The 15,299-nt window shown below is 31.3% G+C and carries 13 protein-coding genes and 1 riboswitch; of the genes, 2 read left to right on the top strand and 11 right to left on the bottom strand.

Annotation, left to right across the window (positions count from 1 at the left end; genetic code table 11):
- Positions 1 to 239: 239 nt before the first annotated feature.
- From B5S50_RS13370 to B5S50_RS13325, 10 genes are all read right to left on the bottom strand, one after another.
- Positions 240 to 1,112 (bottom strand): ATP-binding protein, encoded by an 873-nt coding sequence (locus B5S50_RS13370; protein WP_065079836.1) that lies wholly within the window; start codon positions 1,110 to 1,112, stop codon positions 240 to 242.
- A gap of 69 nt (positions 1,113 to 1,181) precedes the next feature.
- Entirely contained in the window at positions 1,182 to 2,120 is a 939-nt protein-coding gene (locus tag B5S50_RS13365) for a sensor histidine kinase KdpD (RefSeq protein WP_217302062.1), read from the bottom strand.
- Positions 2,121 to 2,445: 325 nt separating this feature from the next.
- Positions 2,446 to 4,158: a methyl-accepting chemotaxis protein gene (locus B5S50_RS13360; protein WP_217302061.1), complete on the bottom strand. Its 1,713-nt coding sequence runs from the start codon at positions 4,156 to 4,158 to the stop codon at positions 2,446 to 2,448.
- A 381-nt stretch (positions 4,159 to 4,539) separates the two neighbouring features.
- On the bottom strand, positions 4,540 to 5,949 hold the full coding sequence (locus B5S50_RS13355; RefSeq protein ID WP_217302060.1) for an amino acid permease: 1,410 nt from the start codon (positions 5,947 to 5,949) through the stop codon (positions 4,540 to 4,542).
- A 56-nt stretch (positions 5,950 to 6,005) separates the two neighbouring features.
- Positions 6,006 to 7,409 (bottom strand): amino acid permease, encoded by a 1,404-nt coding sequence (locus B5S50_RS13350; protein WP_217302059.1) that lies wholly within the window; start codon positions 7,407 to 7,409, stop codon positions 6,006 to 6,008.
- Positions 7,410 to 7,961: 552 nt separating this feature from the next.
- Positions 7,962 to 8,513: a protein kinase gene (locus B5S50_RS13345; protein ID WP_217302058.1), complete on the bottom strand. Its 552-nt coding sequence runs from the start codon at positions 8,511 to 8,513 to the stop codon at positions 7,962 to 7,964.
- A gap of 113 nt (positions 8,514 to 8,626) precedes the next feature.
- A complete protein-coding gene (locus B5S50_RS13340) occupies positions 8,627 to 9,898 on the bottom strand; it encodes an MFS transporter (protein WP_217302057.1) in 1,272 nt (423 codons plus the stop codon).
- 50 nt (positions 9,899 to 9,948) lie between these two features.
- Positions 9,949 to 10,200 carry a hypothetical protein gene (locus B5S50_RS13335; protein WP_065079829.1) on the bottom strand — a complete coding sequence of 84 codons (252 nt, stop codon included), beginning with the start codon at positions 10,198 to 10,200 and terminating at the stop codon, positions 9,949 to 9,951.
- A 12-nt stretch (positions 10,201 to 10,212) separates the two neighbouring features.
- Complete coding sequence (locus B5S50_RS13330) at positions 10,213 to 10,602, bottom strand: hypothetical protein (RefSeq protein WP_065079828.1); 390 nt, start codon at positions 10,600 to 10,602, stop codon at positions 10,213 to 10,215.
- Between the two features lie 25 nt (positions 10,603 to 10,627).
- Positions 10,628 to 10,990: a DUF2089 domain-containing protein gene (locus B5S50_RS13325; RefSeq protein ID WP_013237152.1), complete on the bottom strand. Its 363-nt coding sequence runs from the start codon at positions 10,988 to 10,990 to the stop codon at positions 10,628 to 10,630.
- A gap of 462 nt (positions 10,991 to 11,452) precedes the next feature.
- Between B5S50_RS13325 and B5S50_RS13320 the strand changes: the two genes are divergently transcribed.
- Together B5S50_RS13320 and B5S50_RS13315 are read left to right on the top strand one after the other, a co-directional pair.
- Positions 11,453 to 11,902, top strand: coding sequence for a MarR family winged helix-turn-helix transcriptional regulator (locus B5S50_RS13320; protein WP_217302056.1), 450 nt, complete (start codon positions 11,453 to 11,455; stop codon positions 11,900 to 11,902).
- Positions 11,903 to 12,062: 160 nt separating this feature from the next.
- Positions 12,063 to 13,520, top strand: coding sequence for an MDR family MFS transporter (locus tag B5S50_RS13315; RefSeq protein WP_217302055.1), 1,458 nt, complete (start codon positions 12,063 to 12,065; stop codon positions 13,518 to 13,520).
- 19 nt (positions 13,521 to 13,539) lie between these two features.
- On the opposite strand, the gene B5S50_RS13310 is transcribed toward B5S50_RS13315, so the two are convergent.
- Positions 13,540 to 14,703 (bottom strand): DUF116 domain-containing protein, encoded by a 1,164-nt coding sequence (locus B5S50_RS13310; protein WP_217302054.1) that lies wholly within the window; start codon positions 14,701 to 14,703, stop codon positions 13,540 to 13,542.
- A gap of 455 nt (positions 14,704 to 15,158) precedes the next feature.
- Positions 15,159 to 15,296: riboswitch (cyclic di-AMP (ydaO/yuaA leader) on the top strand.
- Positions 15,297 to 15,299 lie beyond the last annotated feature (3 nt).

Raw genomic sequence — 15,299 nt, 5'->3', positions numbered from 1 at the left:
AATTAATAGTGAAGGATGATTTTTTAGCTGCCGCAAAAAATCTTTAAATTTATATAAGTCAGTGCTTAGCAATGTTTTGCTTTAGCAAACCGAGCTTTCAAAAATTTAATTAAAGATTTTTTGTAGCGTAACGGAAAAAATCCACATTAACTATTAATTCTTCATTCTTAACTATTAATTAAAAAAATTATCTTTATTTGATATTTGGACTTTAAACTTTTTTAATTCTCAATTAATTATCAACTATTTCTTTCATAAGATTCTATAAATGAATGTTTTTCTCCATCTTTTTCCCAGCCTAATATAGAATCTATATTTACATTTTCAGTGGCATGGAAAATTAATTTATCTATATCCTTATTAAAATCCTTTTTCAACTTCTTTATCATATCCTTAATTTCATAACGCTTGTTTCCTATTCTCTTTGCTGCAACCATACAAGCACAATTGAGAGGCCATATGCCACTTGATTGTATGAAACGCTCAATGTAAGATTCTTCTACATAATAAAGAGGTCTTATAAGTTCTATTCCTTCATAATTTTGAGATCTTAGCTTTGGCATCATGGTTTTAAAGCTTCCCGAATAAAATATATTTAAAAGAGTTGTTTCTATAACGTCATTAAAGTGATGCCCAAGTGCAAGCTTATTGCAGCCAAGTTCTTTTGCTTTAGAATACAGTGCACCTCTACGCATTTTTGCACACATATAACAAGGATAATCTTTTGCAATATTGTCTACTACATTAAATATGCCGGACTCAAAAATGTGCACTGGAATATTTAAATATTCACAATTACTGACTAAAAGATTTTTTATATCTTCATGATATCCCGGGTCCATAGCAATAAACTCCAATTCAAAGTTTACTTTCCAGTGTTTTTGAAGTTCTTGAAACAATTTGGCCATAGTCAAGCTGTCTTTTCCACCAGACACTGCTACCGCAACTTTATCTCCTTCTTCTACCAGTTTAAACTCACTTATTGCCCTTACAAATTTAGACCATATATGCTTTCTATATCTTTTTGTAATACTATGCTCTATCTCTTTTAAGGGCTTTCTTTCATTAAAAGGAACTAATATGTCACATCCAGTTCCTGCAATTTCATCCATACTATCACCGCCTTTTTTACCACAACAATTATAACATTTATAATTTGTAAAATAAACGTAGTATAGACATTAAATTTTAGGACATATATCCGAAAACTCTATGCTGAGCTGTTCATCCATATTTTCACTGAAAATTATCTTATTGGGCTTTTCTTCTACAACTTTAACAGGAAGCTTTACAGTAAATGTACTTCCCTGTCCTACAGCACTCTTTACGCTAACTTTACCACCGTGCATCTCAGCAAAACATTTTACAAGATAAAGTCCTATGCCGTTTCCCACTTTACCATTTATAGGTGATTTATCACACTGCTTGAATTTCTCAAACACAAATTTAAACTTATCATCAGGTATTCCTACACCTGTATCTTTCACACTTATATATACATTATCGTCTTTGTCTTCAACCCCTATGCATATAGTACCTTTTTCAGGTGTAAATTTAATTGCATTTGAAAGTAAGTTTAAAATAATTCTCTCTATTTTATTATAATCTAAAGCCATAATCCTCTCTTCTACATTGGTATCAAAAATCAAATTTATGCCTTTGCCTTTAGCATAAGGAATTAAAGATAAAGTAATATCTTCAACAAAACTTACAATATTTCTGTTGTGCAACTCCAATTTGGCAAATCCTGAATCCAATTTGCTTAAATCCTGTAAATTATTTATAAGGCGCATAAGCCTATAACAATTTTGTTTAATTATTTTAAGATACTGACTCTGCTTCTCTAAATTTCCTTCATTTTTATATTCCGTGCACAATGACATTACCTGTACTGCAGAAAAAATCACATTTAAAGGTGTCTTAAGTTCATGGAATAAGCCATATATAAACTGCAAAATTTTTTTATTGAGTTCCTGACTTTCATTTAATTTCTCACTATTTTTTTTTTCATCACTTTTAAGTTCTTCTATTTCTCTTTCGAGACTTAGAGTATAATTCATCATAATTAAATTTTTCAGCTGATTTTCACTAATTCCATCGTCTTCATTAACATTCTTCATAAATCTCACACCCATTTCCATATCATTAATAATTACATTTTATTACACTAACTTTGTTAAATGTATATATAAATTATATTAACAATTATTGCACTATATGAACGTTTATGAGAAACTATCCTTAATTGTAGTGGAAAAAATACCATTTATGCTAATTATATCACCTATAAAATTAAAAAGAAACATCCTAAGTGGAAATTTTATGTAATTTTTTAATTTTTATGTATTAATTTTACAAAACATAATTAACTATTTATCAAATGATTCTTCGGATAAATAAAATCAGCTCCACCTCTTTTGAAGTAGAACTGACTTACTTTTTCATTTAAATTTTAAATTTTTGAACTAATTCGTTTAAATTCTGAGCTATTTCTGCTTGACTTTGTGCTGTAATAGCTATCTGATTTACAGCTTTTACATTTTCCTCAATGCTCTGCTGTATTGAATTTGAACTTTCTGAAGATTTTTGTGCACTAGATGCTACACTTTGTGTTGTTTCATTTACCTGCCCTATAATAGCAGTAAGTTGTTCTGACATGGCCGCTATTTCTTCTGACATCTTACTTACAAATTCAGAATCATCATAATATCGCTTTCCCATATCACCAAATGCTTTAAATTCTGGATTTACCTTTTCATTGATAAATGCCAATACCTGCTGGCTACTTGCAGAAAGATTTTTAAACGCATCCTGTACTTTTACAATAGTCTCTTGAATTCCTGCAACTGATTCCGCAGATTGTTCTGCAAGTTCTCTTACTTCTTCTGCCACTACTGCAAAACCTTTCCCATGCTCACCTGCGCTGGCTGCCTCTATGGCTGCATTAAGTACAAGTAAATTGGTTTGATCTGCTATTCCTGCAATAGTTTCTGCCATTTCTCTTATTTCTTCTACTACTTTTCCATCTTCAATAGCTTTTACCATATTCTCTCTTTTTTGCTTATATAATTCTTGTGTTGTTTCTATAGCTGTTTTTCCCTTACTTTGTACAGCAACAGCATTTTTTTTGGATTCATTGGCTTTACTACTTCCATCTACAGCTTTTGCAGACAATTCATTTACACTTGAATCCACTTCTTCTACAGATGCAGTTATCTCTTCAAATGCCGCACTTGTTTCCTCTACATTGCTTACTACAACTTTCACTGAATTATCCATATCTTCAGACTTCGCTGAAAGCTCTTCTGCAGTTGCAGATAATTCTTCACTAGAACTGCTCATTTCATCAGAGCTTGCCATAATTGTTCTAATTAAATCAGTTATATTCTTTTGACCTTTGTTAAGTGCTAAGGCAGCTTCTCCCAATTCATCTTTTCTGGACATTTCTATAGGTGAAGAAAAATCAAATTCAGCAAATTCATTTGCAAATTTTTTAATTTTTAAAATTGGAGTATTAATATCCTTTGCAACAATAAATCCAAGTAAAACAGAACAAACTATACTTACAATTATTCCAATAACCATCATGCTAAAGGAAGACTTGTACTGACTTATGCTGTCTTTATAATCAGCTTCAGCCATTTTCATATTTAAATTTATTTCTTTATCGAGCACTGTAACCATTTTTGCTCTATAAGCTTCAGACTTAACAAATTGCTCTTTTGCAGCTTCATAATTTCCCTGCTGAACTAAACTAATAACATTTTCACGGGAATCTCTCCAACTTCCTAAATATTGTTCAAATTGTGCAAACAGCTGCTTATCTTCATCAGTATTGATAGTAGCTTTATAATCTGATATTATTTTAGTATTTTTATCTTTTAAACTACTAATTTCATCTGTTATAACTTTTAAGTCACTCTTATTTGAAGGATCAGTAATTATAAGCATATCTCCTCTAATTGCCATTAAATTTCCCTTTAATTGTTGAAGATCGTTTGTCCCCTTTAAATCTACATTATATATATTGTTCAAATTTCCATTTATTTTTCCCATCTTGATAATAGAGATCATTCCAACTATTCCTGTAAGCACTGATACTATAATAAATGATGTCAGCAGTTTTTTTAGAATTTTTATGTTCGAAAACCATTTCATATAATAACCCTCCTATTCATGTGTGTGAATAATATTATTCATCTAATTATATTATAGTATATCGACACTTTTTACAATAAATTTATATTAAAATAAAGGGACTGCACCTACTTTGTTTCCTTTATTTCATATTAATTGTACACTTCTTAATTTTAACCATTTAATTTGCAAATAAAAGAGCCTACGGCTACTTTTGAAAGTAGCTGTAGGCTCTTTTATTTGTTGACTCAACTTTTTTAGTTAATAGTTAAGAATTAAGAATTAATAGTTAATGTGGATTTTTTGCGGCAGCTAAAAAATCATCCTTCACTATTAATTTTTCATTATTAATTCTTAACTTGCGAAGCTTTGCTTCGCAATATTTCATATGTGCAAAAGTTGTTACTTACTATTTAATTGACGAAAAGCTTGTGGTTCCTCGTTTTGAACAACACTGTGAAATCTTCCATAAGTAAAGTACACCACTATACCTATAACAAGCCATACGCAAAATCCTATCCAGGTTATTGCACGCATTGATACCAAAAGGGCCAGACAACACAATATAGTTACTATAGGCGTAAAGGGTACTCCCGGACATTTAAATCTTCTTTCAATTTCTGGCATAGTTTTTCTAAGATATATAACTCCAGCAGACACAACCATAAAGCTCAATAATGTACCTATACTTACAAATTCCATAATAATATCAAGAGGTAAAAATCCTGCTATAGCAGCAGCTATACTACCTGCTATTATTGTGGCAATGTATGGAGTTTTATGTGTTTTGTGTATCTTGCAAAAACCCTCAGGAATTAACCCATCTCTAGACATAGCCATAAATACCCTAACTTGTCCATATAAAACAGCAATCATGGTGGAAATCATTCCAAGAATAGCCCCAACTCCTACAAGAGCTGAGCCCCAGTTTATTCCGATTCTTTGGAGTGCAGCAGGCAGGGCATTTTCTGAAATTATCTCTTTATAAGGTACAATTCCTGTAAGCACTGCTGCTACTGAAACATAAAGGAAACAAACAACCATAAGACATAGTATAATTCCCCTTGATACACCTTTTTTAGGATCTTCTGCTTCTTCTGCAGATGTAGCAATTGCATCAAATCCTAAAAAAGAGAAAAATACTGTACTTGCTCCTGTAAAAACACCCTTCCAGCTATAAGGCATGAAAGGTTTATAATTAGCTATATGTATATGTGATAATCCCAAAACAATAAAAAGAAGTATTATAAATATTTTCACACCAACAATAATATCATTTACTTTTGCACTCTCACTCATTCCATAACATAAAAGCCCTGTTAAAATTAATATTATAAGAACAGCCGGAAGATCTATTATCCCACCTTTAGATGGAGATGCACTAATTGCCTGGGGAAGTGTAATTCCCACAGATTGCAAGATGCCTCTAAAGGTTCCAGACCATCCAGATGCAACTGCACTAGCTGCAACTGAATATTCAGCAGTTAAACACCATCCAATAATCATTGCCACAAATTCTCCAAATGCTATATACGCATAAGAATAAGTACTTCCTGCTACCGGGAACATAGTTACAAGCTCACAATAACACAGACCGCATAGGCAAGCCACTATACCAGCTAAAATAAATGAAAGTATAATTGCAGGGCCAGCTGCATGAGCTCCTTCTCCAGTTGCTACAAAAATTCCAACTCCCACAACAGCTCCAATTCCGAGTGCTGCTATATCTCTTGCTTTAAGATTTCTCTTTAAATCTGTTTTTTTTACACTATCCATCAATTGATCAATAGGTTTCTTTTTAAAAATATTCATAAATTTCCACATCCTTGTGCATTTAAAATGCAATGTAAATAGGTATTAAAATTTAATTATGCGCTGTGGGAACTCTCGTCCAAATTTTCGTTCTGAACAACACTATGAGTTCTTCCATAAGTAAAGTAAAATACTATACCTATAGCAAGCCATACACAAAATCCTATCCAGGTTATTGCACGCATTGATGCCAAAAGTACAAGGCAGCACAATACAGTTATTACAGGTGTAAAAGGCACTCCCGGACATTTAAACTTTCTTTCTATATCAGGCATTGCCTTTCTCAAATAAATAACGCCTATTGATACCACTACAAAACTCAACAATGTACCTATACTCAAAAACTCTACAATAATATCAAGAGGTAAGAGTCCAGCTATTATGGCAGCTATAACACCTGTTAGTATAGTAGAAATATATGGAGTTTTATGTACGCTGTGGATTTTTGAAAATGCTTTAGGAAGTAATCCATCTCTAGACATAACCATAAATATTCTAATCTGACCATAAAGCATAGCTATCATAGTGGAAATCATTCCAAGAATGGCTCCGACGCCTACAAGTGCTGATCCCCAGTTAATGCCAATCCTTGCAAGTGAAGCAGGAACAGCATTTTCTGAAACTATTTCCTTAAACGGAACAATTCCAGTAAGTACAACTGCAACGGAAATATATAGTATACTAACTACTATAAGACACATTATAATTCCACGTGATACATCTTTTTTAGGGTTTCTAGCTTCCTCTGCTGCAGTTGAAATAGAATCAAATCCTATATATGAGAAGAAGACTGTACTTGCCCCTGTAAAAACCCCTTTCCATCCAAAAGGCATAAAAGGTGCATAATTAGATGGTTTTATATGAGATACTCCAAGAAAAATAAATAAGAGTATTACAAATACTTTCACACCAACAATAATATTATTAACTTTTGCACTTTCCTGCATTCCATAGTATAAAAGACAAGCTAATACTAGTATTATAAAAACAGCTGGCAAATCTATTATTCCGCCCTTAGCTGGAGATGCACTAATTGCATGAGGCAGTGTAACCCCTGCATTTTGCAAAATACCTCTAAAAGTTCCAGACCATCCAGATGCAACTGCACTAACTGCAACTAAATATTCAGCAGTTAAACACCATCCAATAACCATTGCCACAAATTCTCCAAATGCTATATAAGCATAGGAATATGTACTTCCTGCTACCGGAAACATGGTAGCAAGCTCACAATAACATAAGCCACAAAGACAAGCTACTATTCCACATAAGAAAAATGAAAGTATGATTCCTGGACCAGCTGCATGAGCTCCCTCACCAGTTGCTACAAAAATTCCAACTCCAACAACAGCCCCAATTCCTAAAGCCGCTATATCTGTTGCCTTAAGATTCTTCTTCAAACCTGTCTTTTCTACACTGTCTTTAAGTTGTTCAAGCGACTTTTTCTTAAAAATGTTCATAAAATGCCCCCTTTATTAATGTTTAAAGTATCAATGAATCTTACTTAGTGGGAGATTGTTTCTCCCACTAAGTTTAGATGAATTATCTAGGGGCGTAGCTACTGTTATCTCACACTTTGATAGAAAAGCAGATATTCCAAATCTTTGATTTGGTATAGTCGCTTTCGCTGTGTGCGTGGGAGTGTTACAGTAGGTAGCCGTCAGATAAATTTCATATATTTTTATTAAATGCATAAAAATATACCATATTGCAAAAGGGCATGCAGTTGGTGTAATTACTCAAACCTACACGCCCTTATATAATTTATACATTATTCATTATACCTTATAAAATGCCTAATTTCAATATAAAATGCATATTATTACAATAAAGTATTCATTTTTAGAACAATGTATTTTAAATAATTACAAAATTTTATTCATATTTATTTAAAATACATTTTAAAAAATCATTTTAAACAGTTGACAATTGATAGTGGAAAATTGAAAGTTAAGGGACTGTTCAAAGCAATTTAAAAAATTGCTATTACAACAGTCCCTCTCTGTCACTTTCTATTTATCTTTAATATATTCTATCCATTTCAAACCTTTTCTTTCTTCTTCCAATATCTGTATAAACTTATCTAGAAGTCCCATCTTTTTAAGTTTCCTAAAAAAGGACTTAGGATAAGGTATATATTCTTCATAACTCTTTCTCGGGTCTATCAACATAAGCGTACCATCTTCTTGAACAAATAGGTGTGGAAATCTAACTTCTAATTTCGTAAATCCTAGTTTTTTCATATGATCAACTAAATCTACTACTTTTAGTGCAAAGGATCTGCTCAATCCATATTTTCCTATATAATCATACACATTCATTCCACCTACATATTCTCTTATCATATAATGATCTCCCAATTCATAAGCCTTGGGAAAATGGGGACTTCCTTCTACAGATTTTAATATATCAAATTCAGCTTTGCAGCTAGTTGAGCTTTTAAATATTTTAAGAACTTTTCCATCTGGCATAAGATAAACTCTGCCGCTGTGGCCTTCTCCTAAATATTTACAATCTTTTAATTCAACATCATGAAATTTAGAATGAGAATATTCTTTTTTCAAAATAACACCTCCTTTGTTTTTATGTAGCATAAAAACAAAGGGCTTCAACTACGAATTAAAAGCTTGTATACTATATAGTATTAAAAATATTTAATTCTGCTACATCATTTCTATCATGCTTTCTCAAGATTTTTTAATGCCTCAGGTTCATAAGCTTCTGGAACTGCCTTTATCATAAAAATTGCAGTCACAAGAGAAAATATTAGTACTATGGTAAGAAGTATATAATAGTAAGGAAATTTATCTAGAACAAAGCCATATATAATTGCCCCTAAAGGAATAGCTCCCTGGCAAAATATACCTAGTATTGCAAAAAACCTTGAACGCATTTCATTTGGGACCATCTTTTGTAAATTTACACTCATAGGAGTATTGATTCCTGAATTAGATAAACCTATTAAAAATGTTACAATACCCAAAATTACAAATAGTTTTAAGTCATGTCCTCCAAAATATTTTACTGAAGCTGGATGCAAGGAAAATGCAAATATGAAAAATACACCTGCTTCAAATATAAGTGCCCTCTTTATAATTGTCTTTGTGCTAAATTTATTTAAGTAAGTTCCAAGAGCTATATTTCCTAAAAGTATACCTAAAGTAAAGAACGAAATTAAATACCCATACTGCTGTGAACCAAACCCTATACATTTTTTCAATACAAAAGGAAGTACTATATCTGCAAAAGGAGCTACAAGTAAATTAGCTACCATGAAAAATACAGTTAACTGCATTAAAGCTCTACTTTTCCTTATAAAGCCTATTACCTCTCCATTTTCTGTAAAAAAAGACTTTACAGTTATTTTCCCTTTTTCTGTATCTATATTTTTATAAATTATGAGCATAGAGCATACTGCTGATATTATAAAAGACAGACCATTTAGACAAAATACTGTCTTCATACCAGCAAGCCCATATATTATACCTCCAAGAGCAGGCCCTATAATCATAGAAATTGCATCACTTCCTCCTCTTAAGGAAGTTGCTTTCATAAGTTCATCTTCGCAAACAAGCTCTGGAAGAATTGCCGTAGATGAAGCTAAGAAGATTCCATCCATAATTGAAATAAAGGCCTGTAGTAAAAACAGCATATAGATACTTAAATTTTTCTCAGCAACCAAAAGTGCTAAAGCTAATACTAAAATTCCTCTTCCAAAGTCAGCTAGTACCATAATGTTTTTTCTGTTTTTCCTATCCCCTAAAATACCTGCAAAAGGTAAAGTTATAACATTAGGGACTAAATTAACTGCTGAAAATATACCCATCATAATTCCAGAATGAGTTATATCCAATATATACAGCGGTATTGCTACCTGTTGTATTCCCGTACCAATATAAGATATAAATCTTCCGAGCATATAACATAGTAAATTTTTATTATTTTTCATTTCTATCGCCTACTTAATTAATATAATATTTGAAATATTGTGAACTTTGTCTATACAATTATGGCAACATAACTGCCATCTTTGGATTTTACTTCAACAAGTTTTAATCCTCTGTATTCTTTTAAAATGTCCATACACTTTGAAAGTTTCTTAAAATCAATCATATTTACATATCTTTTATCTTTCTCAGGAATATGCTTTTGTATAAAAGAAGATCCTGCAATAGAAAGCCCAAACTTTAGAAAAGCTATAGGGCAAGGTATTACAAATCTAATTTTACCTGACTTGATGTGAACTCTCATAAATTTTCTCCTTTACTCTATACTAACTTCCACTATGTCACCATTTGCACTTTTTACATCTACTATCTTTCCTGAAAGTCCATTGTTTATTGCATCTGCAATAACACTCAAATCCAAATTTTCCATACATTTTGCACTTTCTGGTATAGGAATTTTTCCTATAGTTTTAAGCATGGTCTTTACAAATTTAACAGGTAAATTCACATTTACATTATCTCCATCGTGAGAAATAACCTTTATTTTAAGCATTTTATTTATAATGTCAGCATCATTTGAAACATTGCTGCAAACGTCCAGAGAAGTATTTTTATCGTTTAGTGCTTCAATAAGTTCCTGAGCTTTGTCAGAGGTAATTTTTCCTTCTTCCACCATTTTCAAAATCTTTGATATTTCCTCATTCATTTTCTATTTCTCCTTTTCAATATATTTATTCATTCAACATTTTAATAGCCTGATCTGCAGTTATTTCACCTTTATCAAGCATATCTACTACTTTCTTTTTATCCACAGTGTTGGTTTTTGCCACATTATATCCAAGTGCTGTTATGACCTCATCTAGTTTTGCCCTCACAGTAGGGTAGGATATCCCAAGTTCTTTTTCTACATCCTTTATGTTCCCTCTGTTTTTTAGGAAAACTTCTATAAATTTCAATTGGCTGTCTGTAAGATATTCAAACTTTGACATTTCAAAATCATTTTCAATTACAGTATTACATTTAGGACATTTTATCTTTGAAATTAAAAGTTTAGAAGAACAAACAGGACATTTGCTAATAATTTTATATGTCAAATTACCACTCTCCTTTTCTATGTCTATAATATACCACTGTAAATTAAATAAATCAATATTAATATTAAATATTTTAATATTAATTTATTTACATATTAATATTATTAAGTTTTATATTCGTAAAATTAAATTATGTGCTTTCTAACTTAAAAATCAGATTATATGCAGATATATTTTTACATTTAGTAACATTTTAACCTTTTACAAATACCTAGAGTTAAAATTTGCTTGACATTTTTAATAGACTGGCATATTATTAGTATGCTAACTATATGTAAATTAATTATATCTATCCGATGACTACCTGCTCTAATACTCCCACTTCTCCAAGTGTGAGTAAAGAGCAGCTACGTCCCTGGATAAGTTCTTCTAAGGTTCAGCTGGAGAAAGTTATCCTTATAAGCAAACTCCATCTGAACCCAAGAATCACTTGATATCATATATTCTAGGAGGCAAAAAGCTATGAGTTCTCTTGATAAGTCCATTGGTATGTATATAAACTCTGTTAATAGAAAAATTTTAAGATTTTTATCTTTAAACCTTAAAAAATATAATATAACCACAGAACAGTGGTCAGTATTATTGTCTTTAACAGAAGAAGACGGCGTCAACCAAAAACAGCTAGCTAAAAAGGTTGACAAAGATCAGGCAACTTTAGTTCGAATACTAGATATTCTTGAAAGAAAAAAACTAGTAGTACGCAAAAAAAGCGCTGAAGATAGGCGCTCATTTTTAATTTACGTTACACCTGAAGGTAAAAAATTAAAACAGGAAGTATATCCATTCATTGAACACTTATTTACAAACATTACAAACGAAATTTCAAAAGATCAATTAGATTTATTTATAGACACTTTAAATAAATTTGAAAAAAACATATCTATAGAAGAGAAGAAAATTAGCAAAAAATAATAAGCTATTTACCTTTATAAAACATGGTTAAACCTCCTCTGTTATGATTTTTATTTTGTATTGTAACAATGTATTTTTCATAGTGGAGGATTTTTATATATTCTAATATCTGCACAACTGTGCAAATGACTAATTTAATTACTAACTAGGAGGAAATTTTATGGAAGAACGTTTGGAAGAATCAATTTATGAAGAAAGGAATTATAATGTAGTACCAATAACTGTCGCACTAATCATGGCAGGATTTTTATGTATGTTAAATGAAACCTTGCTAAATATGTCATTAAAAAATTTAATGGTTCAATTTAGTATATCTGCGAATACTGTACAATGGCTTAGTACAGGATATATGCTCATTATGGGAATAGCAATCCCTGTTTCTGCATTACTTATTCAAAGTTTTACAACAAGACAGCTATTTCTAACCTCTGTAACCATATTTTTGGTTGGAACAATTATAAGTGGTTTCTCTACAGCTTTTTCAATTTTACTAGTAGGCCGATTAATTCAGGCTATTGGAACTGGTATTTTAATACCTAATATAGTAAACACTTTATTGATTATAAACCCTATAGAAAAGCGTGGAAAGGCTCTTGGTATATTTAATCTCGTAATGTTTTGTGCACCAGCTATTGGGCCAACCCTTTCTGGTTTAATTATTCAATCTCTTACCTGGAGATGGTTGTTCTTTATAATACTACCTTTTTCAGTTATATCTTTAGCTTTAGGTTACAAATATGTCGAAAATGTAACAGAACTTACAAAACCACCTATAGATCTTTTATCAATTGTACTGTCTACTATAGGATTCGGTGGATTTATATATGGTGTTAGTAATATTGGAAGCTCTTATACATATTTAATAGCAGCTCCTATAATTATTTCTTGTATAGCATTAGCCATATTTGTGCTGCGTCAATTACACATGAGTGAACCTATGCTGGACATGCATCCATTTAAAGAATCTATGTTTAGCCTTGGCTGTATACTTATGATAATTATGCACATGATTAACTTTGCTACTATGCTTATTTTACCAATGTTTCTTGAAGGTGCCCTGGGTTTAGCCGCATTTACTGCTGGTCTTTTAATGTTACCTGGTGGATTTATAAACGGAATTATATCACCAATTTCAGGTCATTTATATGACAAGTTTGGCCCTAAAGCATTAATTATACCTGGATATGCAATATCAACTATTACATTCTTTTTGCTTTCACGTTTTGTATCTATGAGTATAACTATTCCTGTTATTATTGTGCTCCATTGTTTATCTCTAATAGCTGTTGGACTTATAAATACTCCTATACAAACCAATAGTTTAAATCAATTATCTCCAAAATACTATCCTCATGGAACTGCTATAATGAACACCTTACAGCAAATAGCAGGAGCATTTGGAACTTCTTTATTTGTTGCCATAATGAGTGCATCCCAAAAAAAATACTTATTTGCTGCAGGCAATCCATCTAATGCAAAGAGTCAAGCTTTAAGTTTAGTATTCGGAGTAAAGCACGCTTTTACAATTGAAACTTTCGTTCTTGTTATTGCTCTAATTTTATCTTTATTTATAGCAAATAATGCTATTAATAAAAAATCTAAAAGCATCAGAGCCTAATAGCTTTAGACAAGGAACATCACATGTTTTCGGCAACTTGCAAAATTTCAAACAACTTTTTGCAGTTGATATCTGTCTGTATTCCATTGTTATCCCAATGATTTTTGCATCCGCAATAATCAAGGATAACACATTGTGGGACAAGATTTAAGTTTCTAGCCTTTAACCCACCTTCTATTAGGTTGAGTACACATGCTACGCCTACAACGCCTACATCTCCATATCTAATATTTTTTGCATTTGAAAAGGCATCAGTTTCGTGGGGAACAATTAGAACCTGGCAGTTATGGGATTTACCAAGCTTCGTAAGCTCATTTACCCTGCAGCTTTTAGAACAATTTCCACACAAGAAACCATCTTTGACCTTTTTTCTCTTGCATACCCCTTCCGGTTTCAAGCAAATGCAAGCAGGCAGGAGTACTTTTCTTTCCTTTGTCTTAACAAATAACTTTCTAAATGCATTACTTAATATCTCTGCTCCAACCATATTTAGATGGTACTCAACTTCCTTCCTACCACAGAAAACATTATCCTCTCTTATTCCATAGGACCTATAGTTGGTGTTTAAAAATTTCTGTACATTTGGAGTATATAATCCAAGTACCTCCATAGATCTTTTTTCAAACCACAGTGATATTTTAAAGGCACGCTTGTTTACTTTTATAATATATTCTTCACTGTTATTTTTTAAAAATAGCAGCCATGTGTTCATTCTCCTGCACTCATACTTGAATTCCCCTGAAGCAATTAACCAGAGTAGTAATTTTTCAAAGTCACTTTCATCATAAGACACAGAAGAAGGCTCTACTTCTTTCTTTAAAAGATATTTACAAGCAAGCCTTCCCCTTAAATTGTCCACACTTTTCCTTAAAAATTTTGATTTTGTCCTCAAATTAAATAGAAGTTTTAAAACATTCAAGGACATTCTATCTGCATTTAAAGCTTTTGTTATATAGGTTTTCCATAGAACTCCAATGATTAGAAATTCAAGTTCATACTCTTCTCTACTTCTAAGTTCTTCTATACTATTATTCTTAATAAAATTTATAAAATCTTCTATTATATTATTTGCTTCGATTTCAATTTTTTCGATAACTTCATTTGAAAAATTGGATATACATTTGTAATATTCATTTGAATTTTTAGATTCATCTCTAAGAAAATAGGTTATACAATTTTCCATAATATTCTCCTATTTAATCACTTTTGAATTTTTGTTATATAACTATTTGTTATATAACTATATTATCACTTTTAATAAGGAGAAGTTATGTTATCAATTTTCATATATAGAACTTTTTTAATTAATAGTTAAGAATGAAGAATTAATAGTTAATGTGGATTTTTTTCCGTTACACTACCAAAAATCTTTAATTAAGCTTTTCACCACTCGTTTCGCTAAAACGAAACATTGTTGATTTATATAAATTTAAAGATTTTTTGCGATAGCTAAAAATCATCCTTCACTATTAATTTTTCATTATTAATTCTTAACTTGCAAAGCTTTGCTTCGCAATATTTTTAAACTGCGAAAGTTGAGTTATGTTTCAAGCAATTGATAGTGTAAAATTGAAAGTTTATGTCAATAGTCCCATCTATTTAATATGGATATGTTCTGGAAATACTGTTAGAATAGCAAACATAGACAAGCCTAAATCTCAAGAATGAGATGCGGGGGATAATTATTTTTTTGGGGTTAATCTTTTTTACTAAAAAGTAGGGGTATCCCAATCCCGAACCCGTCAACTAACCTCGTAGGCAAAATTAAGGGGGATCTAT

Source organism: Clostridium sp. 001 (assembly GCF_019056555.1).
Classification (GTDB): domain Bacteria; phylum Bacillota; class Clostridia; order Clostridiales; family Clostridiaceae; genus Clostridium_B; species Clostridium_B ragsdalei.
Note: the sequence above shows the minus strand (reverse complement) of the source record. Positions and strands in the feature narration are given on the sequence as shown.

What these genes read in the sequence shown, in the direction of transcription:
- B5S50_RS13370 (WP_065079836.1), bottom strand. Translation starts at nt 1,112, where the DNA reads ATGGATGAAATTGCAGGAACTGGATGTGACATATTAGTTCCTTTTAAT.
- B5S50_RS13365 (WP_217302062.1), bottom strand. Translation starts at nt 2,120, where the DNA reads ATGAAGAATGTTAATGAAGACGATGGAATTAGTGAAAATCAGCTGAAA.
- B5S50_RS13360 (WP_217302061.1), bottom strand. Translation starts at nt 4,158, where the DNA reads ATGAAATGGTTTTCGAACATAAAAATTCTAAAAAAACTGCTGACATCA.
- B5S50_RS13355 (WP_217302060.1), bottom strand. Translation starts at nt 5,949, where the DNA reads ATGAATATTTTTAAAAAGAAACCTATTGATCAATTGATGGATAGTGTA.
- B5S50_RS13350 (WP_217302059.1), bottom strand. Translation starts at nt 7,409, where the DNA reads ATGAACATTTTTAAGAAAAAGTCGCTTGAACAACTTAAAGACAGTGTA.
- B5S50_RS13340 (WP_217302057.1), bottom strand. Translation starts at nt 9,898, where the DNA reads ATGAAAAATAATAAAAATTTACTATGTTATATGCTCGGAAGATTTATA.
- B5S50_RS13335 (WP_065079829.1), bottom strand. Translation starts at nt 10,200, where the DNA reads ATGAGAGTTCACATCAAGTCAGGTAAAATTAGATTTGTAATACCTTGC.
- B5S50_RS13330 (WP_065079828.1), bottom strand. Translation starts at nt 10,602, where the DNA reads ATGAATGAGGAAATATCAAAGATTTTGAAAATGGTGGAAGAAGGAAAA.
- B5S50_RS13320 (WP_217302056.1), top strand. Translation starts at nt 11,453, where the DNA reads ATGAGTTCTCTTGATAAGTCCATTGGTATGTATATAAACTCTGTTAAT.
- B5S50_RS13315 (WP_217302055.1), top strand. Translation starts at nt 12,063, where the DNA reads ATGGAAGAACGTTTGGAAGAATCAATTTATGAAGAAAGGAATTATAAT.
- B5S50_RS13310 (WP_217302054.1), bottom strand. Translation starts at nt 14,703, where the DNA reads ATGGAAAATTGTATAACCTATTTTCTTAGAGATGAATCTAAAAATTCA.